Origin of the sequence: Nocardia africana NBRC 100379 (assembly GCF_001612635.1) — a bacterium.
GTDB lineage: Bacteria > Actinomycetota > Actinomycetes > Mycobacteriales > Mycobacteriaceae > Nocardia > Nocardia africana.
In genome coordinates this window covers 297,007-319,147 of record NZ_BDAV01000012.1, presented here as the reverse complement: position 1 = coordinate 319,147, position 22,141 = coordinate 297,007, and the positions used below count along the sequence as shown (strand labels likewise).

General features: G+C 68.4%; 26 protein-coding genes. 10 read left to right on the top strand and 16 right to left on the bottom strand.

The window, feature by feature from the left end; genetic code table 11:
- The first annotated feature begins 4 nt into the window (after positions 1 to 4).
- On the top strand, positions 5 to 772 hold the full coding sequence (locus NA3_RS22720; protein ID WP_062965639.1) for a TetR/AcrR family transcriptional regulator: 768 nt from the start codon (positions 5 to 7) through the stop codon (positions 770 to 772).
- Positions 773 to 790: 18 nt separating this feature from the next.
- On the opposite strand, the gene NA3_RS22715 is transcribed toward NA3_RS22720, so the two are convergent.
- On the bottom strand, positions 791 to 1,228 hold the full coding sequence (locus tag NA3_RS22715; protein WP_062965638.1) for a VOC family protein: 438 nt from the start codon (positions 1,226 to 1,228) through the stop codon (positions 791 to 793).
- Complete coding sequence (locus NA3_RS22710; protein WP_062965637.1) at positions 1,228 to 1,797, bottom strand: DinB family protein; 570 nt, start codon at positions 1,795 to 1,797, stop codon at positions 1,228 to 1,230. The genes NA3_RS22715 and NA3_RS22710 overlap by 1 nt, the downstream gene beginning before the upstream one ends.
- Before the next feature lie 61 nt (positions 1,798 to 1,858).
- Here NA3_RS22710 and NA3_RS22705 point away from each other — a divergent pair, with 61 nt between their 5' ends.
- Positions 1,859 to 2,836, top strand: coding sequence for a helix-turn-helix transcriptional regulator (locus tag NA3_RS22705; RefSeq protein ID WP_062965636.1), 978 nt, complete (start codon positions 1,859 to 1,861; stop codon positions 2,834 to 2,836).
- Here NA3_RS22705 and NA3_RS22700 read toward each other — a convergent pair.
- From NA3_RS22700 to NA3_RS22685, 4 genes are all read right to left on the bottom strand, one after another.
- The gene (locus NA3_RS22700; protein ID WP_062965635.1) at positions 2,819 to 3,538 is read right to left on the bottom strand and encodes a TMEM165/GDT1 family protein; all 720 of its coding nucleotides are present in this window, start codon (positions 3,536 to 3,538) and stop codon (positions 2,819 to 2,821) included. The genes NA3_RS22705 and NA3_RS22700 overlap by 18 nt on opposite strands.
- A gap of 351 nt (positions 3,539 to 3,889) precedes the next feature.
- Positions 3,890 to 4,417, bottom strand: a complete 528-nt coding sequence (locus NA3_RS22695) for a hypothetical protein (protein ID WP_062965634.1) — start codon at positions 4,415 to 4,417, stop codon at positions 3,890 to 3,892.
- A 216-nt stretch (positions 4,418 to 4,633) separates the two neighbouring features.
- On the bottom strand, positions 4,634 to 5,257 hold the full coding sequence (locus NA3_RS22690; RefSeq protein ID WP_062965633.1) for a superoxide dismutase: 624 nt from the start codon (positions 5,255 to 5,257) through the stop codon (positions 4,634 to 4,636).
- A gap of 262 nt (positions 5,258 to 5,519) precedes the next feature.
- Positions 5,520 to 6,128, bottom strand: coding sequence for a hypothetical protein (locus NA3_RS22685; protein WP_062965632.1), 609 nt, complete (start codon positions 6,126 to 6,128; stop codon positions 5,520 to 5,522).
- Positions 6,129 to 6,576: 448 nt separating this feature from the next.
- Between NA3_RS22685 and NA3_RS22680 the strand changes: the two genes are divergently transcribed.
- From NA3_RS22680 to NA3_RS22665, 4 genes are all read left to right on the top strand, one after another.
- A complete protein-coding gene (locus NA3_RS22680; protein ID WP_227995420.1) occupies positions 6,577 to 6,960 on the top strand; it encodes a rhodanese-like domain-containing protein in 384 nt (127 codons plus the stop codon).
- A gap of 75 nt (positions 6,961 to 7,035) precedes the next feature.
- Positions 7,036 to 8,118, top strand: a complete 1,083-nt coding sequence (locus tag NA3_RS22675) for a DUF4328 domain-containing protein (RefSeq protein WP_227995419.1) — start codon at positions 7,036 to 7,038, stop codon at positions 8,116 to 8,118.
- The gene (locus NA3_RS22670) at positions 8,115 to 8,882 is read left to right on the top strand and encodes a glycerophosphodiester phosphodiesterase (protein WP_062965631.1); all 768 of its coding nucleotides are present in this window, start codon (positions 8,115 to 8,117) and stop codon (positions 8,880 to 8,882) included. The genes NA3_RS22675 and NA3_RS22670 overlap by 4 nt, the downstream gene beginning before the upstream one ends.
- 126 nt (positions 8,883 to 9,008) lie before the next feature.
- Positions 9,009 to 9,935, top strand: a complete 927-nt coding sequence (locus NA3_RS22665; RefSeq protein ID WP_062965630.1) for a DUF5926 family protein — start codon at positions 9,009 to 9,011, stop codon at positions 9,933 to 9,935.
- Positions 9,936 to 10,035: 100 nt separating this feature from the next.
- Here NA3_RS22665 and NA3_RS22660 read toward each other — a convergent pair whose 3' ends face one another.
- From NA3_RS22660 to NA3_RS22640, 5 genes are all read right to left on the bottom strand, one after another.
- Positions 10,036 to 10,584: a ferritin gene (locus NA3_RS22660; RefSeq protein ID WP_062965629.1), complete on the bottom strand. Its 549-nt coding sequence runs from the start codon at positions 10,582 to 10,584 to the stop codon at positions 10,036 to 10,038.
- An 80-nt stretch (positions 10,585 to 10,664) separates the two neighbouring features.
- On the bottom strand, positions 10,665 to 11,204 hold the full coding sequence (locus tag NA3_RS22655) for a ferritin (RefSeq protein WP_062965628.1): 540 nt from the start codon (positions 11,202 to 11,204) through the stop codon (positions 10,665 to 10,667).
- A gap of 10 nt (positions 11,205 to 11,214) precedes the next feature.
- Entirely contained in the window at positions 11,215 to 12,639 is a 1,425-nt protein-coding gene (locus NA3_RS22650; RefSeq protein WP_372464260.1) for an LCP family protein, read from the bottom strand.
- Between the two features lie 91 nt (positions 12,640 to 12,730).
- Entirely contained in the window at positions 12,731 to 13,507 is a 777-nt protein-coding gene (locus NA3_RS22645; protein WP_227995417.1) for a CPBP family intramembrane glutamic endopeptidase, read from the bottom strand.
- Positions 13,508 to 13,575: 68 nt separating this feature from the next.
- Positions 13,576 to 14,349 carry a DUF2470 domain-containing protein gene (locus NA3_RS22640; RefSeq protein ID WP_062965626.1) on the bottom strand — a complete coding sequence of 258 codons (774 nt, stop codon included), beginning with the start codon at positions 14,347 to 14,349 and terminating at the stop codon, positions 13,576 to 13,578.
- Positions 14,350 to 14,454: 105 nt separating this feature from the next.
- Here NA3_RS22640 and NA3_RS22635 point away from each other — a divergent pair, with 105 nt between their 5' ends.
- The 3 genes from NA3_RS22635 (at position 14,455) to NA3_RS22625 (ending at position 16,577) form a co-directional block, all read left to right on the top strand.
- Complete coding sequence (locus NA3_RS22635; protein ID WP_062965625.1) at positions 14,455 to 14,874, top strand: hypothetical protein; 420 nt, start codon at positions 14,455 to 14,457, stop codon at positions 14,872 to 14,874.
- 84 nt (positions 14,875 to 14,958) lie between these two features.
- A complete protein-coding gene (pheA, locus tag NA3_RS22630) occupies positions 14,959 to 15,879 on the top strand; it encodes a prephenate dehydratase (protein ID WP_062965624.1) in 921 nt (306 codons plus the stop codon).
- Positions 15,876 to 16,577 (top strand): histidine phosphatase family protein, encoded by a 702-nt coding sequence (locus NA3_RS22625; RefSeq protein ID WP_062965623.1) that lies wholly within the window; start codon positions 15,876 to 15,878, stop codon positions 16,575 to 16,577. Before pheA ends, NA3_RS22625 begins: the two co-directional genes overlap by 4 nt.
- Here NA3_RS22625 and NA3_RS22620 read toward each other — a convergent pair.
- The 5 genes from NA3_RS22620 to NA3_RS22600 form a co-directional block, all read right to left on the bottom strand.
- Positions 16,574 to 17,407 carry an ESX secretion-associated protein EspG gene (locus NA3_RS22620; RefSeq protein WP_062965622.1) on the bottom strand — a complete coding sequence of 278 codons (834 nt, stop codon included), beginning with the start codon at positions 17,405 to 17,407 and terminating at the stop codon, positions 16,574 to 16,576. The genes NA3_RS22625 and NA3_RS22620 overlap by 4 nt on opposite strands.
- Positions 17,408 to 18,583, bottom strand: a complete 1,176-nt coding sequence (locus NA3_RS22615) for a PPE domain-containing protein (protein ID WP_062965621.1) — start codon at positions 18,581 to 18,583, stop codon at positions 17,408 to 17,410.
- 44 nt (positions 18,584 to 18,627) lie between these two features.
- Entirely contained in the window at positions 18,628 to 18,939 is a 312-nt protein-coding gene (locus tag NA3_RS22610; protein WP_030516766.1) for a PE family protein, read from the bottom strand.
- 199 nt (positions 18,940 to 19,138) lie between these two features.
- The gene (locus tag NA3_RS22605; RefSeq protein ID WP_062965620.1) at positions 19,139 to 19,492 is read right to left on the bottom strand and encodes a metallopeptidase family protein; all 354 of its coding nucleotides are present in this window, start codon (positions 19,490 to 19,492) and stop codon (positions 19,139 to 19,141) included.
- A gap of 4 nt (positions 19,493 to 19,496) precedes the next feature.
- Positions 19,497 to 20,654 carry a septum formation family protein gene (locus tag NA3_RS22600; protein ID WP_062965619.1) on the bottom strand — a complete coding sequence of 386 codons (1,158 nt, stop codon included), beginning with the start codon at positions 20,652 to 20,654 and terminating at the stop codon, positions 19,497 to 19,499.
- Between the two features lie 105 nt (positions 20,655 to 20,759).
- Here NA3_RS22600 and serS point away from each other — a divergent pair, with 105 nt between their 5' ends.
- A complete protein-coding gene (gene serS, locus NA3_RS22595; RefSeq protein ID WP_062965618.1) occupies positions 20,760 to 22,022 on the top strand; it encodes a serine--tRNA ligase in 1,263 nt (420 codons plus the stop codon).
- Positions 22,023 to 22,141: the final 119 nt, after the last annotated feature.

The following is a 22,141-nucleotide window of genomic DNA, read 5'->3' as shown; positions in this document are numbered from 1 at the left end:
TCACATGACCGCCTCGGCCCCCGCGGACCGCCGGCTACCTCGGGGCCGGCACGGAATCCCGCGGGAAACGGTCGTCCGAGACCAGCGCGACCGAATTATCGCGGCGATGGCGGACGCGATGGCCGCCCACGGCTATGTGGGCACGTCGGTCGCGGCGGTGCTCAAGCTCGCGGGGGTGTCGCGGGAGACCTTCTACGAGCAGTTCCGCTCGAAAGAGGACTGTTTCGAGGCGGCCTACGAGCGAGCGGTGGAAATGCTGATCGCGCGCATCCAGGACGCGCTGCCGCCGGTGCCGGATCCGACCGCCGGGACCGGCACCGACGGCAGCGAATCCGCGCGAAATCTTGCGCGCGAGCCCGATTCCCGGCCCGCTGCCCCGGCCCGCCCGCCGATCGGCGCCCTGCTCGACGCCTACCTCGACGGTCTGGCGTCCGAACCGGCCTATGCGCGCCTGTTCCTCGTCGAGGTCTACGCCGCCGGGCCCAAGGCCATCGCGCGGCGCGCGGAACTGCAGGAATCGTTCGTCTCGCTCGTCGCGGACATTCTCGACGCCCGCACGGACCAGCAGCGCTTCGCGTGCCGCACCCTGGTGGCCGCGCTCAGCGCCATGGTGACCACCCACGTCGCCGCCGATGATCTGGACGGGCTGCGTGAGTTGCGCGAGCCCATGCTCGAACTGGTCCACCGCAGCGGAGATCTGTTCGGCGGCGTACCCGCCGACCCCGGCGCCTTCGGCCGCACCGATCCGCGGGAGCATTTCGATCCCTGGTGACCACCGCCGGACGCCGGCTCAGTCGAGGCAGAATTCGTTGCCCTCCGGATCGGCCATCACGATGTGCCCGTTGCCCAGCGGGGGAGCGGGTTCGTAGCGCTGCAACCTGGTCGCGCCGCGGGATACCAGCCGCTGCGCCTCGGCCTCCAAGGCCGCCATCCGGTCGTCGCCGCTCAGGCCCGGAGCCGCCCGCACGTCCAGATGCACGCGATTCTTGGCCTGTTTGCCCTCGGGCACCCGCTGGAAGAACAGCCGCGGACCGGCACCCTCGGGGTCGATCAGAGCCGATGCGTCGTTGCGCCGTTCCGGCGGCACATTCATGGCCGCCAGCGCCTCGTCCCAGGTCCGGAATCCGGGCGGTGGATCCTGGAGCCGATAGCCGAGGGCGTCGGCCCAGAACGCGGCCAAGGTCGCGGGATCACCGCAGTCGAAGGTGATCTGGACATCGCGGGCCATCAGCTCGCCTCCTGTCGGTGTCGATGCAGGTAGAGGTCGCGCAGCAGGCATACCTCCGCCAGATGGTGGATCAGTTCACGATTGATGTGCAAAACCAGTGCCGAGAGCGGCAATTCGGCATAGGGCCCTTCGGCCGCCCCGCATTGACGGTCGAGGCCGTCCTCGCCCAGCGATCCGATGCCGCCCAGCCAGGTGGCATATTCCGAATCCAGCTGGGCGAGTGCGTCTTTCGCGGTCTCGGCGTACTCGAACGAATGGTAGTCGGTGGCCGCGCGCCCGAAATGTGCGGCGTTGCGCACGGCGAGGACGCCGACGATCACGTGGCCCAGCCGCCAGGCGATCGTCGTGAACGGCGCCGGCTCCGGCGGCGGGAAGGCGAAGTCGATGGTCATCGCGCCCGAACCGCCCTGGATCGGTGCGCTGCCGGAGCCGCGCGGGTGCAGATTCCAGCAGCCGGGGACGGGCTCCCAGAAGTACTCGTCGTCGGTGAGCCCGTCGAGCCGGGGCCGGAGCTGGTGGGTCCAGTGCCAGTCGATCTGCTCGCGCAGCAGCGTGTTCCAGTCGGTCATGGGCACAGCTTCGCGCGAATAGCGGACAGTTTCCTTCCGCGATCTGTGCCACCATGAGCGAATGACCGCCGAGGCGACCACGGAACGGGTGTTGCGGCTGCTGGCCCTGCTGCAACGCCGGCCGTCGTGGACGGCCGCGGAACTGGCCGCCGAGCTGGGCGTCACCGATCGTTCGGTGCGCCGCGACGTCGAGCGGCTGCGCGCGATCGGATATCCCGTCCAGGCCACGGCCGGTGTCGGCGGGGGATATCAACTCGGCGCGGGTACGCGGCTGCCGCCGCTGCTGTTCGACGACGAGGAGGCCATCGCGACGGCGGTGTCGCTGCGCCTGGCCACCGGAGGAACCGTCGCCGGCGCGGGCGAGGCGGCGCTGCGGGCGCTGACGAAGCTCGATCAGGTGATGCCGCCCAGATTGCGGGCCGAGGTGCGGGCGGTACACGACGCGACCGCGACCATGGCGGGGCCCGGCATCGAGATCGACGCGGAGGTGCTGATGACCCTCGCCCGGGCCTGCCGCGACGCGGTCCGGGTCCGCTTCCACTACGCCGGCCGCAACGGTGTCGCCGGTGAACGCACCGTCGAACCGGTCCGCATGGTCACCACAGGCCGGCGCTGGTATCTGATGGCACGCGATGTGGATCGCGACGACTGGCGCACCTTCCGCCTCGACCGCATGCGCGAGGTGCAGGCCACGACCTGGCGTTTCCGCCCGCGCGAGCATCCGGACCCGGTCGGCTACGTCCAGCGATCGGTGGCCGAGGCGCCGTACCGCTACCTCGCCCGAATCCGCGTGCACGCCGAGGCCGCCCGGGTGCGCGACCTGATTCCGCCTCAGGTCGGCCGCATCGAAGACGATCGGGAGGGCTGGTCGGTACTGGTGGTGGCCGGTGACGACCTGGACTGGCTCGCGGTGCGTATCGTTCGCCTGGGTTTCGAGGTCGAGGTCATAGAGCCGCCGGAACTGCGCGAGGCCGCGGTCCGGCTGGCCCGCGATCTGTCGGAGTTAACCGGACCGGGCGGCTCAGCGTCCGTGCAGTGAATGCGTTTCCGCCGGCTCCTCGTCGCGGCGCTCCGGCCGCCCGAGCAGGCCCCAGAGTGCGCCGCCGAGCAGTGGCACCACCGCCGCGAGCGAGTATTCGCCGAGTTTGCCCAGGTCCGGTGCTATCGCGCCGAGCAGGGTGGCGGCACCGATGTAGAGGAACAGCAGGCCGGAGGCGACGGCGACCGCTCGTTCCGGAATGTGCTTGCCGACCGTGATGCCGATCGCGATGGCGAGACCGCCGGCGGCGACCATGCCCGCGACCGAACCCGCCCAGACCGCCACCCAGTTGTGGTTGGAGGCCAGCGCGATGGTGGCGAACATGGTGCGGTCGCCGAGTTCGGCGAGCAGGAACGACGAGATCACGATGAGGAAGGCGCGGCCGGGGGAGGCGGGACCGGTGGTCTCGGGTTCGTCGGGATCGGGTTCCTCGTGGCGGGCCGCCCACAGCGTCCACACGCCGACGGCCAGCAGGATGACGGCGGTGCAGAGGGCGATCAATTCGGTGGGCAGGGCCGCTCCGAGGAAATGTCCGACACCGACGGCGATCACATTCACCAGCACGCTCGCGACGGTGATACCGCCCAGCACGATCCACCAGCGGTAGCGCAGAGCGAAGGTCAAGGCCATCAGCTGCGATTTATCGCCGAGTTCGGCGACGAAGAGCACGCCGAAGCTCAGTAGTATCGCGGCGATCATCATCGGCTCCCAGGTCTCCGGCGTATCGGCCGAAGACGGGCGCCCTCAGCCGACCACGCCGCATGAACGTCTGTCGTCGGCCGAAGGTCTCGCCCACCGGAAACCGGTTCGGATGGCCGGATCCGTTCAGCGGATCAGTATGTCGACCATGCGATTGCGGGCTACTCCCCTTCGCTGTCTGTCAGCCTACCCTCACCTTCGCGCGGCTGCCAACTCGCTGTTGCCGAAAACGCAATGCGCACAATAAGTTTGGCGACGCGGCCGAAAAGTTTCGGTTACCCGTCGAAGGGGTTTCGCCGCGGCTGGGGACCTCGTTCGGATGTCCGTGTGGCGGGTGCCGAGGCGCCGTGGACCTCAAGCGGCGAGCAGCATGGCCAGCACCGCGGTATCGGGATCCGAGATGGGGTCCACGCCCACGCGGCTGACCATCGAGGTGACCGTGCCGTCGAGTTCGGCCTCCACCCATGCCGCCCGGTGCGCCAGACCCAGATGCGGAACGCCCGGCAGCAGAACGCATCCCGACGCGGCGCCGGCACATTCGGGCAGCGACGGATTCGTCTCCGAGGGCGGATGCAACATCATCAGCGCGGGCGGCACATGTTCGGCGAAGCGCCCCGGCTCGATCGCCTCCTCGCCCAATACCGGCCCCTCGGCCACCACCAGTCCGACGGTGCCGGGCTGCGGGTCGTCGGGCAGTTCTTCGCGCGCGCCGAAGACCGTGGTGGTCGTCAGTAAGCCGGGCAGACTCGCCACCCGCACCGCGAGCGCCAGCAGTTGCGCCCATTCCTTGGTCGTATCGGGCCAGCGCCCGGAGATCACGAAGCCACGCAGGAGGCCGCGGGCCTGGAACGGCGTGACCCCGACCGGATTGTTCGTACGCATCGGATGCCTCCCGAACTGTCAACGGGGGCGGCTCCGCGGTGAGCGAGCCCGTCCTCGACCTATCGTGCGATAGGAGTACCCGAGAATGACTCGAACAATGTCTGGCACACAAGTACCAGAGAGTGCTAAATCGCAGGTAACACGGCCGAAACACCAACCCTCAACGCCACTCAGGCCATACCCGACCGGTATGGCCTGAGTACGCGGAGAGGCGGATCAGCCGAAGATGAGGCCCTTGCCCTGGGCGACGGCCTTGGCGAAGCGCTCCTGCACATCGGCCCAGTTGACGACGTTCCAGAACGCCTTCACGTAGTCGGCCTTGACGTTCTTGTACTGCAGGTAGAAGGCGTGCTCCCACATGTCGACCTGCAGCAGCGGGATGATGCCGAGCGGCACGTTGGCCTGCTGGTCGTACAGCTGGAAGGTCAGCAGCTTCTGGCCGAGGGTGTCGTAACCCAGCACGGCCCAGCCCGATCCCTGCAGGCCGTTCGCGGCCGCGGTGAACTGCGCGCGGAACTTGTCGAACGAACCGAACTGGTCGTCGATCGCGGCGGCCAGGTCCCCGACCGGCTTGTCGCCGCCGTTGGGGGACAGGTTCTTCCACCAGATCGAGTGGTTCACGTGACCACCGAGGTGGAAGGCCAGGTTCTTCTCGTACAGGAAGATCGCGCCGTGGTCCTCGGCCTCGCGCGCGGCTTCCAGCTTCTCGAGCGCGGTGTTGACGCCGGCGACGTATGCGGCGTGATGCTTCGAGTGGTGAATCTCGTTGATCTGCCCGGAGATGTGAGGCTCCAAGGCGCCGTAGTCGTAATCCAGATCTGGCAGCGTGTACTCAGCCACGATGTCCCTTCCTCATGATGTCGGCGCGTGTACCCGGTCTTGTCGAGCACACCAACCTTCATTCGTACACCCGCTCGATGCAACCGGGTCCGGTCCACCCTAGATTCCCACGGCCCGAAATCGACTGCGCGGCCAGGATCCGGGGGGACCCGCCCGAGGTATGCCCCGGCTCGGAGATTTATTCACGCTGAACGCATGTCGGCGCACATTCGTGCGTGGATCGCGGGACGGGGTTCCGCCACTTCGGCGGTGCGATCCACGCCTACATCGGCGGTGCGACGTCGGGCAGCATCGTGCGCGGATCGCACGAGTCGTGCGCCTTCCACCAGCGCCGCGCGCCGGCCGCGAAGTCGTCCAGACCGATCAGACTTCCGTCGGCGGTCTCGATGGTGACGTCCTCGAACCAGACCCGCACATCCAGTTCGCGGGGATCGGTGCCCTCCTGCTGGGAGAACTCCAGGACGTGGAGCGGGATCCGATCGCTGATCGTCGTGTCGAAGCTCAGCAGCTCGCGCCACAGCGCCCAGCCGCTGTCGTCGACGTCGATGAAATCCCAGCCGTGCAGGGCGCCGCCGCCGAATCCGGCGATGGCATCCCCGAGGGTGTCGAGGGTGAGGGGGAAGATGCGCGGTTCCAGATCGTCCCAGCGCTGCCGGCGCAGGGATGCCGCGACCCGGCTGACCCCGGACAGTGTGAGCGACACCCGGCCGTCGGCGGGCTGCCCGTCACCGGGGAGGGTGAGCACCTCCAGTTCGATTCGAAGTCGTTCGTCCGCGGCGTCGACCACGAGTCCGAGACAGGTCGCCTCGGCGAGTGCGGTGTTGAGCCCGGCCGTATCCAATCCGTCGAGTAACGCCCTGCTCGCGTCCATAGCGTCAGGCTACCGATCACCCGCCGTCAAGCTCGGTATTTCGGTTTCTCGCTAGTGTTGTCGTTTTTTTCGGAAGACGAGGGAACCGATCGGTCAGGCCGCCCGTCCAAGTATGTGTCGGGTTCTCGTAGCGGCCGGTCGCACGCCGTTGACCAGCGCAGAGACCCGCAGGCGGCGGCGGGGGCCGCTCCGGGACGAGGAGGGGAGTCCCGGAGCGGCCCCCGTTCCGTTTTCCCGAATCGGTTGATGCGAACCGACCGGTCTCGCAAGTCGCAACCTGTGGATGAGGTTGTGGATTATGTGGATAACTGGGGGTGAGATATACACAGGTCGGATTGCCCAGGGTGTGCGGCACGGTATCGACGGCCGGAACAAACCTGGAGTTCACCCAGGCGATCGACTGCCGGGTCTCCCCGCCGATCCGGGGGACATGGCAGGATCGTCCATTGTGACGAGCTCCGAAATCCCCTCGGTGCCGGTCCAGGATCTGCCTGCCGAATTCGACGCCGCACCGTCGGCGGCTGCCGGATCCGGCGCCGGCGCACCGTCCGCGATCCTGCTCGATGTCCGCGAGACCGACGAATGGCAACTCGGCCACGCGCCGGGCGCGCTGCACATCCCGATGATCGACGTACCCGCACGCCTCGACGAACTGGACTACGACGCCGACATCTACGTGGTCTGCCGGCAGGGCGGGCGCTCGATCGAGGTCGCCAAGTATCTGGCGTACGTGGGATTCGAGGCCTACCAGGTCGTCGGCGGCATGGTCGCCTGGCAGCAGGCCGGACGCCCACTGAGCGCCCTGGGCGACCACGAGGCGAAGATCTACTGACGAGCCGTCGAATACCACGAGCGCAACAGCACACCCGATGATGAAGGTCGACTGGATGGAAGGGGGAGCAGCCCGGTGAGTACGGTCGTGCAACCCTGCGCCCGGTGCGGCGCCCGCTGGGCGGTGCACGGCACGCCCATGCACTGGTGCCCGCGCTGTCGCGGCGTGCTGCTGTCACCGGCGCCCGTCGACGCCCCGCCGGAACGGCGTAACTACCGCTGGGTGGCCCGCCCGCCGGGGCGCGGACCGCGGGGCGAACGTCCGCGTCCGGCGCCCGCGATCGATCCGGCCACCCCGCGCTACACCGAGATTCCGCGTTGGGGACTGCGGGATCGGCCACCGCATGTCGTCGCCGCGCCGCAGAACCGGGTCCAGGCCGTCCTGCACTGGCTGACCGAACGGGTCGCCGGTCTGCTGCTGGCCACAGTCATCCTGTTCGGACTGTCGGCGGTCGCCGAATTCGGCCGCTATCTGATTCTGCTGCGCAACCGCACGCGGCTGATCCAGCCGCTGCTGCTGTTCTTCTCCGACCTCACCGTCTACGCGACCTCGGTCGCCGCGCTGATCTGCGCGTTGGTCACCGCGGTGGGCCTGACCGGCTGGCTGGTCCGCGCTCGCCGCAGCGCCTATGCCGACAACGGCCGCCGCGATCCCCGCTCCCTGCGGGCGCTGCTGTGCGGCGGGCTCATTCCGGTGGTCAATCTGGTCTGGCCGGGCGTTTTCCTCACCGAACTGGCCCGTGAACTGGGCGGTGATCCACGAACGTTGCGCGCGGTGCGGATCTGGTGGTGTGTCTGGGTTCTCAACGGTGTGATGGTGATTGCGTCGCTGTTCTGGCGCACGGCCGATACGCTGCAGGGCCAAGCCGACGGTGTGATCTTCACGGTGTACACCGATGTGGTCGCGGTCGCGGCGACGGTGCTGTCGCTGTGGGTGCTGCGGATGTGCGAGGGTCGTGATCTGCGTGGCCGGATCCGGATGCCCAAGCGCTGGTTGCCCGCGACCGGTCCGGCGGTGCCGGTGATCGAGCCCGTCCATCCGGTCGCGACGGCGGACAGCGGCGACCGGGCGTCCGGCGACCACATCGAAGCACGGAACACCGAAGCCGAGCACGCCGAAGCGGAGCGCGTCGAACAGGAGGAGGTCATGGCCAAGTGAGCCAGGGCAATCGCGCACCGTTCGTGGTCGCGCACCGGGGTGCGTCGGGGACCCGACCCGAACACACCCTCGCCGCCTACGAGCTGGCATTGGAGGAGGGCGCCGACGGTGTCGAATGCGATGTCCGGCTGACCCGTGACGGTCACCTGGTCTGTGTGCACGACCGCACCGTGGACCGCACCTCGTCCGGCACCGGCCTGGTCAGTGAGATGACCCTCGACGAGCTGCGCGAACTCGACTTCGGCGGTGACGGCAGCCCCGCACCCGTGCTGACGCTGAGCGAGCTGATCACGCTGGTACTGGACTGGCGCAGCCGGCCGACCAAACTGTTCATCGAGACCAAGCACCCGGTCCGCTACGGCGCGCTGGTGGAGAACAAGGTGCTGGCCGAACTGCAGCGCTTCGGCATCGCCACGCCGGCCTCGGCCGACCATTCCCGGGCGGTCGTCATGTCGTTCGCCGCCACCGCGGTCTGGCGCATCCGCCGTGCCGCGCCGCTGCTTCCGACCGTGCTGCTCGGCGAATCCTCGCGCTATCTGGGCGGCAGCGCCGCCACGACGGTGGGTGCCACGGCGGTCGGTCCGTCGGTGAAAACCCTGCGCGAACATCCCGAACTGGTCGACAAGGCCGCGGCCGCCGGACGCGCCACCTACTGCTGGACCGTCGACGATCCTCAGGACGTCGAATTGTGTGCGGAGCTGGGCGTCAGCTGGGTCGCGACGAATCATCCCGGCCGGACCAAGAACGTCCTGGACGGGATCTGATCCACTCGGCCGAGTGTGTGGGCCGACTCGATCCGCCACGGACCGCGGAATCGGTGCGCCCCTGCGTGGCAGATTCGGTGCGCCCCTGCGTGGCGGTGGCCGTGGGAACCTGTAGGTTCTGCGTTCGTGGGTAAGAAGAAGCGCAATACTCCAAAGCCCGACAGTAATCGGGCTCAGCGCCTCGCCGAACGTCGTGCGGCGCAACAGCAGGCCGCCTCGGCCGTGACGCGCCCCTTCGCCGGGCTGGCCGCCGAATGCGACCTGGTCGCACTCCGCGAGTTCGTTCCGTCGGCGACCGCGACCCTGGAACTGGCCGCGGGCGTCTCCGCCGAGCGCCCGGTGACACTGGCCACCGTGCTACCCGGCGCCGTCGCCGCCCTGGTCCGCGCCGGTGACGAGCCGACCGGTTTCGTCGGTGCGCAGGTGCAGTTCCAGTCGGAGAATCCGGCCGCCGATCTGGCCGCCGCGATTCTGTGGACGCAGGCCGCCGAACCCGGCGAATCACTCACCGCGGCAAGCGAGGCCGCTCAGGACGCGGTGCCCCCGCTGACCGAGGTGATCGACCCGAAGGCGAATCTGGATCTGACCGTCCACCAGAACTTCCAGTGGTGGGTCCCGGAGGGCGTCACGCCGGATCCGCAGGTCGCGGCGACCATCGACCAGGCCGATCAGGCGATCATGCCGTCGGACCGGCTGGCCCTGGGCGCCGAATCCGTGGGTGCGGCGTGGTGGGTCGACGCCGGCGAGAAGGCGCATCTGCGCTGGGTCCGGCCCGAGGACGAGGATGCCCTGATGCTGGCCCTCGCGCGCGTGCACGCCGCGGGCGGACTGCATCTGGGCGAGGGTTCCCGATTCGCGGGCTCGTTCCGCACGCACGGCCTGCTGGTGCCGGTCTTCGATCTGGATCGCGAACGCCACCCGAGCGAATGGGTCACTCCCGCAAACGAATTCGGCGCTCGCCTGGCCGAGGCGCTGGCCTCCGATGCCCCGATGAGCTCCGAGGAGCGGCGCTCGCGCGACGGACTTCGTTCGCGCCAGGTCACGCTGCGCTAGCTAAACCCACTGCGGAACAAGCTTTTCGCATCGGTTACCTACGACGAACTCGGCCCGCCGGACGGCGGGCCGAGTTCATCGATTCGCGACTGCTCTCGCGTCAGATGTTTCCGCCGGCCGCCGAAGGCGCCCCCGAGGCATCGCTCGGACCGCTCATCTCTCGGGAGACGAAGTACTCGAGATCGAACAGATTCGATCCGGCCCGATCCGCGACGGTGAGCAGCGTGGTCATCCGCGCCACCTCTTCGACCTGTTCCTTGAGGAACCACTGCATGAACTGCTCGCCCAGGTAGTCGCCCTCCTCGCGGGCGGTACTGGCCAGCTGGATGATCTGCTCGGTGACGGTCTTTTCCTGCTGCAGCGCCAATTGAATGGGCTCGCGCGCATTCTCGAATTGCGACCGCGCGGCATCGACTCCGGACAGTTCCACGCTCATGTCCCGATCGAGGAAATACTGCACGATCATCATCGCGTGATTGCGTTCCTCGATGGCCTGGGCATAGAAGTGCTTTGCCAGAACCGGCAGATCGGCGTTGTCGAACCACACCGCGATCGCGATGTACTGGTGCTCGGCATTGAATTCATGCCGGATCTGATCGTGGAGCAGGGCGTGAAATTTGCTGTGCGAGGAATCGGGGTGGCTGGACATGGGCCCGACATTAGTGCTGGTCAAGTTCGGCTGTCATCCAAGTACACCCTTAATGAGGCAAGTGTTGCCTTAGCAGCCTGTCATCGCCGCGCGCTTCCCGCGGGTTTCGGAGCGGAGGCATCGGGCGTGCGTGTGGCCCGAATCTCACGCGCCACGAACTCCTCGATGTCGAACAAATTGCCGGCCGCGCGCTCGCAGACCGCGGCCAGGGTGGTGAGTCGCGCCACCTCTTCGAGCTGATCTTCGAGGAACCAGCGGATGAACTGTTCGCCGAGATAATCCCCCGCGTCCCGGGCGGTCCGGGTCAGTGTGGTGATGCGATCGGTGAGCTCCCGTTCGCGAGCCAGCAGGAATTCCACGATGGCCGAGGGCGATTCGAATTCCGAGCGCACCTCGTCGGTCCCCGTGACCGTCACGGCGACATCCCGGTCGAGCAGATACTGCACCATTCGCAAGGCGTGGGCGCGTTTGTCCTCCGCGCCCACATAGCAAATACGTGCCAGTTGCGGCAGCCGCTGCGCGTCGAAATAGACGGCGGCCGCGAGATATTGCTGCGAGGCGGTGAATTCGTGCCGTATCTGCGCGCGCAGGAGTTCGGGGAAGGGGCCGGTACCGGACATGCCCTCGACGCTACCGGGTGAGCAGATCGTCCGGGATCGTCCGGTCGTGCGCCAGCGCGTCGAAGAATCGGCTCGCCCGATCCCGGTCCCACAGCAGTACGTTGCCCGAGCCCGACTCGTCGGTGAAGCCGCCGATCGGCACGGTGGTGGCAATCGTCTTTCCGTGCAGCGCCCAGCCCAACCGGCCGAGATCCCAGATGTGATCTCCCTTGTCGACCTGCAGTGAAGACGCCACATCGCGGGCCAGCGGCCATACCTTCAGCGGATTGGCGAGTGTCCCGGCGCTGGTGGCCTTCTCCAGCAGCGCGGAGAGGAACAGCCGCTGATTGTTCATGCGGTCCAGATCCGCCCGCGGGGTGGCACGGGTGCGCACGAAGCCGAGCGCCTGAGCGCCGGACAGATGCTGACATCCGGCCGGAAGGTCGATGCCGGCCTTCGGATCGTCGATCGCATCGGGCAGGCACATATCGATGCCACCGAGCGAATCGACCATGCCCGCGAAACCGCCGAAGCCGATCTCGGCGAAATGATCGATACGCAGGCCGGTCGCATTCTCGACCGTCTGTACCAGCAATTTCGGCCCGCCCGCGGCGAATGCGGCGTTGAGTTTGTCCTTGCCGACACCCGGAATGCTCACATACGAGTCACGCGGCAGGCTCACCACGGTGGGCGCACCGGATTTCGGGATGTGCACGAGCATGATGGTGTCGCTGCGTTCACCACCGGCGTCGGCGCTGTCGCCGGTCGACAGTTCCTTCTCCTGTTCCGGTGTCAGACCGACGCGGGTGTCGGATCCGGTCAGCAGCCAGTTGCTGCCGGCCGTCTGCGCGACCCGGTCGGGATAGGGGGACAGGGCGTCGATGCGGTGCAGTGAATGATCCAGATAGATCACCCCGGCGACCGGCAGCAGGATGATGACGAGCAGCAGAATCAGCAGCCACCTGCCCCAATGCCGTTTCCGGCGGGCCCGCGGCGCTCGTGGTTCGCGCGGCGGCCGTTCGGTGCGGCGGGGCCGTGCCGGGGGCGGCGGCGGTGGTTCCCGGTAGGGAACCGGGCGCTGCGTCGGAGCATGGGCAGGCGGTTCGCCGCCGGGTTCGTAGGGCGGCGGGTTACCGCGCGGCCGGGCCGGACTACTCGGCGCCTGCGACCAGGCCAGCGGCGGATTGTTGCCGTCGCGGCGCATGACCTGGGTCGGTTCGATCGGCGGGCGCCCGGGCGGATGCCCCGATCCCGGCGGCAGCGGACGGCCCGAGCCGGGGGGACGACCCGAATTCGGCGGGCGGCCCGAGCCGGGCGGCATCGGCCGTCCGGAACCTGGCACAACGCGCGGATCGTGCCCGCGCCGATCCGGCGGCGGCATGCGCCGACCGTCCGGGCCCGCCGGCGGCGGCACCCGGCGGGTCCGCGGATACTGCTGGGGGTCGTCGCCGTTCACCACCGAGATGGTACTGACCGGGGCGTTGTGCCGGTCGGCACAATGCGTCCGCGGGGGTGAACGTGGCTGATTCCCGCAGGTCGGCGTGGTCTCACGGCAGCCAGGAGACGTGGCCGTGCAGTGCGGTGTAGCCGATGTAGGCAACCGAATCGATCGTCGCGTGAGCCAGGATGAGAGGCCACAGCCGTCCCGTCCGCTGCCAGTACCGGCCGAAGATCAGCCCCATCACCAGGTTGCCGAGGCCGCCGCCCAGCCCCTGATACAGGTGATAACTGCCACGCAGGAGCGCCGACGCGGCCAGTGATCGGTTCTCCGACCACCCGAGCGTGCGCAGCCGGCTGATCAGATATCCGACGACGACGATCTCCTCGGCCACGGCATTCGCGACCGCCGAGAGCACCAGCACCGGCAACCGCCACCAGTGGTCGTGCAGTGAACTGGGCACGATCGTCACGCTGAGCCCCAGCGCATGGGCGGCCAGATACAGCCCCAGTCCGGGCAGACCGATCACCACGGCGAGGACGAGGCCGGGGACCACGTCACCACGCCACCGGAGGCGCGCCAGGCCGACGAGCCGCGGACCGATTCCGCTGCGCCACAACAGATACAGGCCCAGCGCACCCCAGCCGGCCAGTCGCGCGACGCTCAACAGCTGAAACAGCAGATCGATCGTCGACTGCGCGGCCCGCGACGGATTCAGCGCGACCTGCTGACCGCCGATTCCGCCCGGCGCCAGCGCGCTTTCCAGCAGCGACAGAGCCGCACCGGCCCCGCTCGTCCCGAAGGTGACGACCAGGACGATCGCGATCTCCACCCGGACCGCGAACCGGTCGCGCTCCGCAGCGGGATCGGGCCAGGTAGCTGCCACACGATCACCCGGAACCATAGGAACAATCTAGGGGTGCTTCGCCGCGTGCCGGATATCCGGCCGTGCTCTCACGCGGAGCGATCGGAGCCGTGCATGCGGTCGAAGAAGGGGCAGCCGGCGAGGATTCGCACCGCGCGGCTCAGCGACTGCACGTCGTCCACCGGTGCGTGGAAGGGGAGTCGCACGTCGTGATCGGTGTCGGGTCCCTCGACCCGCAGCGTGACGCCATAGCGGTCGATCGCCAGCGGCCGCACCGAACCACCGCGCAGCCGGACCGGCAGATGGCGGGCCAGCCGGGCGATCACGTCCGCGTGATCGGAATCCATATGCTGCAGCCAGGCCGCCTCCAGCTCCCGGAACGGGTCGGCGTCGGCGCTGCGCAGATCGTGTGGGCAGACCGATTCGGCGCCGGTGGAATCGGCGACGACGGCCGATTCCAGCACCACTCGCAGCAAGGTGCTGGTGTGACCCACATCGAGCAGACCGGGATGCGGATATTCGCTCGCGACCTGAGATGCCATGGCGCGCTGGGCATGACCGGGTACCGCCCGCACCCGCCCGCGCAACCAGACCAGCGCGCGCACGGGCTCGCGCAACGCCAGGGGTGCGTGGTCGGTCAACTCCAGCACACCCGGCGAACCGACCTCGGCCGCCGCGGCCGCCACCGCCGCCGAATCGCGCGCGACGGCGACGACCACATCACCGCACGCGCGCAGATGATGCACGGTCGTGGGAATCGGATCGGTGCCGGGTAGAGCCAGGACGGAACTCTCGGCATGGGCGCACGCACTGCGGATCCGCTCCGCGGCGGATGGAGCGGCGGACGTGATCGTGCGGCGCATACAGACCTCCAGTGACGAACAGGGACGGCGACAGGATAATTAGGTAAACCTAAGCTAAGTCACCGTCCCGCGTTGCGCAAGCATTGCGCTCGCTACGGTGGAAATGTGCCGCACGACTCGACGCCCGCCTCCGAACCCGTTCTGCTGTCGCTGAGCGTCCCCACCACGGGCCCGTCCGATCTGGTGGACGGCTTGGTCCGGCCGCCGTCGGCGAAACCCCAGGCGCCGGTGCTCGACCTGACGCTGCCCGATGAGCGTGTCGCCGAATTTCTGGTCGGAGTGGCACATTCCGATACCGGATTCGTCGCCGCGACCGCCTCCGGCGAGCGTGCGGTGGCGATCGTCGCCGCCACGGTGGCCGCGTTGTGCGGCGAGAATATCCGGACCGCACTGACCAGCCCCGATATCGACTTTCTCCGCGGCCTGTCCGCTCCGGCCGTCCAGGCACTGCGTGAGGTGCTCCTGGCCGTCGAAACCGAACAGGTGGAGTCGGTGACGGCGGCGCTGCGGGTGCTGACGCCCTGAGCGCTTCCCGCCGCGACCTGGGCTGTTACCCGCGGGCACGCACAAACGGCGAGCGCGCAGCCAACTGCCAGTAATGTCGTATCCGTGCCGCGTATCGCCTATTTCGGACCGTCCGGAACGTTCACCGAGATGGCCCTGGCCCGACTCGAATCGGACGGGGCCTTCGACGAGCCGGTCGAGCGGATAGCCGCGCCCAGTCAGGGCGCGGCGCTCGAGATGGTCCGGTCCGGTGCGGCCGACGGCGCGGTGGTGCCGATCGAGAGCTCGGTCGAAGGTTCCATCTCGGCGACCCTGGACGCCCTCGCGGTGGGCCCACGGCTGCAGATCATCGCCGAAACCGAGCTCGACGTGGCGTTCACGATCGTGGCGAAACCCGGTATGGAGCTGTCGCGGGTGCGCACGCTCGCCGCCTATCCGGTGGCGGCCGCGCAGGTGCGGTTGTGGCTGGCGGATCGGATGCCGCAGGCATCGCTGTACACCTCGGCCTCCAACGCGGCCGCGGCCGAGGATGTCGTGGCCGGCCATGCCGACGCCGCGGTCTCGACCACGCTGGCCGGTCAGCGGCTGAACCTCGTCGAACTGGCCACCGGTGTCGCCGACCACGACCAGGCCATCACCCGTTTCGTGCTGGTCACTCCGCCGCGCGAGGCGCCGGCCCGCACCGGCGCCGACCGCACCTCGCTGGTGGTGCTCGAGTTGGCGAACGAACCCGGTTCGCTGATGCGGGTTTTCGCCGAATTCGCCACTCGCGGTGTCGATCTGACCCGGATCGAATCCCGGCCGACTCGCACCGGAATGGGTACCTATCGCTTCTATCTGGATTGTGTCGGCCATATCGATGACACCGCCGTCGCCGAGGCCCTGAAGGCGCTGCACCGGACCGCCGGGCGGATCCGCTATCTGGGCTCCTGGCCGGCGAGTTCACCGAGCGGTTCGCCGCCGCCCGCCGACGAGCCGGCGTCGGCCTGGTTGGACGATGTGAAAAAGGGGGTGGACGCCTCATGAGTGAAACCGGTGCGACCCGCGAACCCGTCCGCGGTTCCGGCAGGTTGGTGCTGGTCCGCCACGGCGAGACCGAGGGCAATATAGCGAAACTTCTGGATACCCGCGTCCCCGGTTTACCGCTCACCGAACGCGGTGTGGCTCAAGCCAAATCGTTCGCCGCGCGGTTGGCGGTGCCACCGGTGCGGTTGTACTCCTCGGTGGCGCTGCGTGCCCAGCAGACCGCCGGCCATATCGAATCGGTGACCGGTGTGGCGGCCGAGGTGGTCGACGGCGTGTACGAGGTACAGGTCGGCGAGCTGGAGGGACAGAATTCCGAAGCAGCGCACCGGGAATTCCAGCGGGTATACCGGTCCTGGCACCTGGGTGAGCTGAATACGCGGCTGCCGGGCGGCGAATCCGGCGAGGAGGTCCTCGAGCGGTATCTGCCCGTGCTGGAACAGGTTCGGGACGACTATCTGCTTCCCGGCTCGGATTCGCGCGACGTGTTGCTGGTCAGTCACGGCGCCGCGATGCGACTGGCGGCCCGTGAACTCACCGGCGTCGCACCGCCGTTCACGACCAACAACCACCTGGACAACACCGAGACCATCGAACTGGCCCCGACCGCCGACGGCGGTTGGACCTGTGTCCGCTGGGGCCGCTACACCCCGCCGTTCGGATACAAGGTCGAACCGAAGGCCGACGATCCGATGGGTTAGCCGACTCCGGGCGTCGTCGGCTTGAAATCCTCACGCAGCGGAAGCTTTTCGATGAGGTCCTTGATCGCGGTCCGCAACCGGCCCGGTGTCCCACTTGCCAGCGAGGTCCACATGACCTCGTCGTCGGAGCGGGTGGTGACCCCGATGAACCGCCCGTTGCGGGTGTTGTACACCGCGATCATCCCGTCGGAGATGTCGCGGCTGGCATCGTTGTAGACCACACCGACGATCGACGCGTGCGAATGGATTTCGACCAGTGCCGAGGCCAGCGCCTGCGCGTCGCGGGGCGGCCGCCCCACCCGGCCCAGGCGCTGCGCGGTGGTCGCGGCATCCCCGGCATCACCGAGAATCGGCTTGAGTTCCTCGGTCAGGACGTTCATTCCGCTGAGCTCGAGCGCCTCCGCCGGACCCAGCGCCGCCATGATCGTGTCCGGCAGGTCGTGTCCGGCCTCGTCGATGGTGTAGGAATTCGGCCCGCGCAGGGCGACGACGTCGAGGTTGTCGCCCTTGGCGAGGCAGAATCGGTTCACCCGGTCGCCGACGTACCAGCGCATCGAGATCACCCAGTGCGGGCGGTACAGCCCGCGCAGCCGGTCTTCCAGGTCGTGATGGACGACGTCGTCGACCAGTAGCCCACGCGCGGTGAGCGATTCGGCGGCCGCGGTCATCGCCCGGTCGTGGTCGACGACGTTGTCGTAGCGGCCCATCGCGTTGAGCACGACCGGCACCTCGTCGATCTCCAGTTTCTCGAGCAGAAACTGCATCTCGTCGAGCGACAACACGACGGACTCGAGCATCGACGGACCGCGGCCGTCGCCGAGTACGGTCACTTAGCGCGCTCCCACGACCGGGTCCGCTCCGATGACACCGGGCGCGATGACCCGGCCGTCGGCGAAGTGCTCACCCCGCAGGTAGTCGTTGCCCTGGTGCTCGCCCTCGTCGTCGTCGCTGTCCACCTGACGACCCAGCAGCGGGTTACCGGCGGCGTTGTTCGCGCGGGCCGGCGCCGGTGCTCCCATCTGCGCGACGGGTGCCGACTCCGCCACCGGCGCGGTCGCGGCCGGACCACCGATGACATTGCCGGCGCCCCAGCCTTCGGGGAGCTGCAGTGTGCCGGCACCGTTGCCGATACCGACGGTGCTTCCACCGAAGGACACGGCACGAGTGGCGGCCGCGGCGCCACCGGCGGCGGCGACACCACCCAGGCCGCCCATCATCATCGGGGACATGCTCGCGGCCGGTGCGGCATGGCTGGTGGCCGCGGCGATCGCGGTACCGGCCACATTGCCCACCGTGGACACGCCCGTCGAGGCCACCGATCCGGCGACATTGGCCGCCTGGGTAGCGGCGCTGACCACGCCCGGATCGGTCGCGAGCGCCTGTGCCACACCGATGGCGGTCTGCACCGGGTCGCTGCTTGTGTTCTGCGAAGCCGCCTCGGCGCCGCTGTCGGCCAGTCCGGCGCCGGCCGCGATCGGCGGCGGCGTCAGGAATTCGGCCGGAGTCGCCGTCATGGCCTCGACCGTGGATTCATAGGTGTCCATGACCAGCGCGGCCTGCACATCCAGTGCGGCCTTGGCGGCTTCGGCCGCCTCGGCGCTACCGTCCAGATCGCCGCCGTGGGCATGCGCCGCCACGCGCGCGGCATCCACCGCGGCGATTTCCGGCAGGCTCGGCATGGCAAGCGTGGCAACGGTATTGGCGGTGGCGTGTGCTGAGGCCTTGGCCGCCATCGCCGCCGCCTGCACGCCCTGCTGTTCGGCCCAGCCGGTGAAGCCGGCGAGTTTGGTCAGTGCGACGGCGCCGTTGAGGCCGATCATGCCGACACCCAGTTCGGCCATGACCCGGGTGACGGTCGCGGTCGCGTCGACCCAAGCCGCCGTCAGCCCGCCCCAGGCCGTGGCCGCGGCAGCGGCCGGAACGGCGTGCGGACCCGCCGTCAGCAAACTCGAGTTGCCCTCGGCGAGCCGGGGCAGCCAGTAGATTCCGGTGATCCCTGCAGACATTGTCTCTCCCCTGAACGAATGGTGTGGTGAAGGATCGGCGCCGGTCAGAACTGAATGGCGGCGGTGCCGGCCGCGTTGACCGCGTCCTGGGCGATGTACGAGGCCAGCTGCTGACGCAGGATCGCGGCCGCGTGATGCAATTCGAGGATGGCCTGCGCGGCCGCGCGGTCGTGGCTGAGAGCGCCCTCGTTCAGGTGGGTTGCCGCGGCGACGGAGACCTCTTCGGCGCCGGCGGGGACGACGTGGGTGGCCGGACCGCTCAAAGCAGTGGCGGCCGTGAGACGTTCGGCGAGCAGATCGAGTTCCGCCGAGGCCGCCAGAACGACTTCGGGCTGTACACCGAGCAAACCAACCATGACTCGAACTCCTTCTTGTGGCGGCTATGCAAGTGTCGAGGCTGTCCGGCCCCCAGTGCTGTTCCGGCACAGAGGATCCGGCAGACCCGTCGGTGGAACCACGAGAATTCCCCCTACGAGATGATTGGACGCGACGGCCCCCGGTTCGGTTCCCTCGAGTCACGAATCGATTCGACTTTACCCGCTACGCGTGTAAAAACTAGCCCCATCCCAGCTGATGCAGTCGTTCTTCGTCAATGCCGAAATAGTGAGCTATCTCATGGATCACGGTGATGGCCACTTCTTCGACGACCTGCCGTTCGTCGTCGCACATTTCCAGAATCGTGTCGCGGTAGATGGTGACGGTGTCCGGTAGCGCGCCGCCGTACTGACTGTCCACCCGGTCGGTCAGGGCGATGCCGTGATACAGCCCGAGCAGATGCGGATCATCGGGATTGCGGGCTTCGATCAGCACCACCACGTTCTCGATGGCCTGGGTGAGTGCGGCCGGAATCGTATCCAGCGCATCGCCGACCAGTTCTTCGAACCGGCTCTCCGACATCGACACCGGCATGGCGTCAGCGCTGCGGCGGAATCGGCGCGGGAGCCGCGCCCGGCAGCGGCGCCGGGGTGGAACGCCCGGAACTCGGCGGCGGCACCGGGGCCTGGCCGTCGATCAGCACATCGCCCTTGGCCGAGCCGGTGATCGTCGCGAAACCGTCCTGAGAGCCCTTGCCCACCAGGCAATTCAGCTTGTGGCTGCCGACCAGCCAGCTGCGGGCGTCGAGGTTGTCCCAGAAGATGGTCAGCGTCTTGTTGATCAACGCGTCCTGACCGCCGAGGTAATCGCCTGCGGCGCGGGCACATTCGTCCTGCATGAACTTGTCCTGATCGGCGTTCGCCGGCGGCCCGCCGGTGAAGTGGGTGCCGAGATCCACTGTCGACATCACCTCGTAGGCGTGCGGCTGGCCGCAGGGCACCGGCTCGTTGGTCGGCAGGTTCTGATTGATGCCGATGCAGGTGCCCGGATCGAAGACGCGGGACTGGTCGCTGTCACGCACCCGGCCGACGGTCTGCTGTGTCGCGCTGCCCGTGGCGCTCACCAACTGCAACCCGCACCGGATGGTCCGATCGCCGTTGCGCCAGCCCGGTTCGCCCGGGTTGACCATGCCGACCACGAACCGCCCCCGGGGGTCGAGCCGGCCGCCGAGATAGGCGGCCGCGGCCGATGCGCAGTGTTCGTCGCGCAGTTCGCCGAAGCGCAGCGAATCGGGGAAGGCCGAGCCCGGCCCGAACTCGCGGCCCGGATATTTGCTCAGGTCGATGTCGGCGGTGACCTCGAACAGATGTTTGTCGGCGCAGTTGACCTTGGTCAGATCCAGGGTTTTGGTGCTGGTCCAGGTGAGGCAGTCGCCGGTCTTGGCGGCGCCGAAGGCGGCGTCGGCGCGACCGGCGGGTGGTTTGCCCGAACCGGGATCGTGCACCTCCAGCCCGTGCGAACTGCGAAACCCCGAGATGGACAGCGTCACCAGCGCCGCCACCACGGCACCGACGGCGACCGCGAGCAATCCCCATCGCAACCGGTGCGGATGCAGCGCCTTGCCGTCCTGGCCGAAGCGTTTCCCGGCGCCCGGCGACGGGCGGCGACGGTTCGCCCCGGCACGCCTGCGGCGAGGCATGTCGGATTCTTCGTTTCCCGGTTCCGGCGCCGCTGGCGCCCCATCGTCGGAGGACATCGCCGTCCATCATGGCAGGCCCCGCGCGAGGCCTGCCATGATCGGTTCGGATTTCACCGGATCCACAGAAAATGCGGTGGACACCTCCCACTAGGCTGATTGCCCATGATCGACCTCCGATTCCTGCGCGAGAATCCCGAAGCGGTCCGTGCCTCGCAGCGTGCCCGCGGTGAGGACCCGGCGCTGGTGGACGCCCTGCTCGAGGCGGATGCCGCCCGCCGCGCCGCGGTCGCGACGGCGGACAACCTGCGCGCCGAGCAGAAGGCGCTGGGCAAGAAGGTCGGCAAGGCGTCCCCGGAGGAGCGCACGACGCTGCTGGCGCATGCGCAGGAGCTGTCGGCGAAGGTGAAGGAGGCCGAGGCCGCCGAGAACGCCGCCGACGCCGAACTCGACACCGCCCACCGCGCGATCTCGAACGTCGTGCAGGAGGGCGCGCCCGCCGGCGGCGAGGACGATTTCGTTCTGCTCGAAACAGTGGGCACGCCCACCGAATTCGACTTCTCGCCGCGCGATCATCTCGACCTGGGCGAGTCGCTCGGACTGATCGACATGGAACGTGGCGCCAAGGTCTCGGGCGCCCGCTTCTACTTCCTGACCGGCTACGGCGCCCTGCTGCAACTGGGCCTGCTGCAACTGGCCGCCCAGCGCGCGGTCGCCAACGGTTTCACCATGATGATCCCGCCGGTGCTGGTGCGCCCGGAGATCATGGCCGGAACGGGCTTCCTGGGCCAGCATTCGGCCGAGGTCTATCACCTCGACGACGACGATCTGTACCTGGTCGGCACCTCCGAGGTGCCGCTGGCCGGCTACCACTCGGGCGAGATCCTCGACCTGAGCGACGGGCCGAAGCGCTATGCCGGCTGGTCGTCGTGCTTCCGCCGCGAGGCCGGCAGCTACGGCAAGGACACCCGCGGCATCATCCGCGTGCACCAGTTCGACAAGGTCGAGATGTTCGTCTACTGCCGGCCCGAGGACGCCGACGCCGAACATCGCCGCCTGCTGAACTGGGAGAAGGAGATGCTCGCCGCGATCGAGGTCCCGTATCGGGTCATCGATGTGGCAGGCGGTGATCTCGGCAGCTCGGCCGCTCGCAAATTCGACTGCGAGGCCTGGGTGCCGACCCAGCAGACCTATCGCGAGCTCACCTCGACCTCGAACTGCACCACCTTCCAGGCCCGCCGCCTGTCGGTGCGCTACCGGGACGAGAACGGCAAGCCGCAGATCGCCGCGACCCTCAACGGCACCCTGGCGACCACGCGCTGGATCGTCGCGTTGCTGGAAAATCACCAGCAGGCCGACGGCTCGGTCCGGGTGCCCGCCGCGCTGGTCCCGTTCGTGGGCCGCGAGGTGCTCGAGCCGCCGCGGTAGTGATCGCGACACCGCCGCGATGACGGTTGCCGCGGCGCCGCTGGGATGTTCGCGGCGCGGCCGCGGTGACTTCGGCCTCGAATCCGGCGGTTGTCACTACTGCTATGCACCGCGTTGTC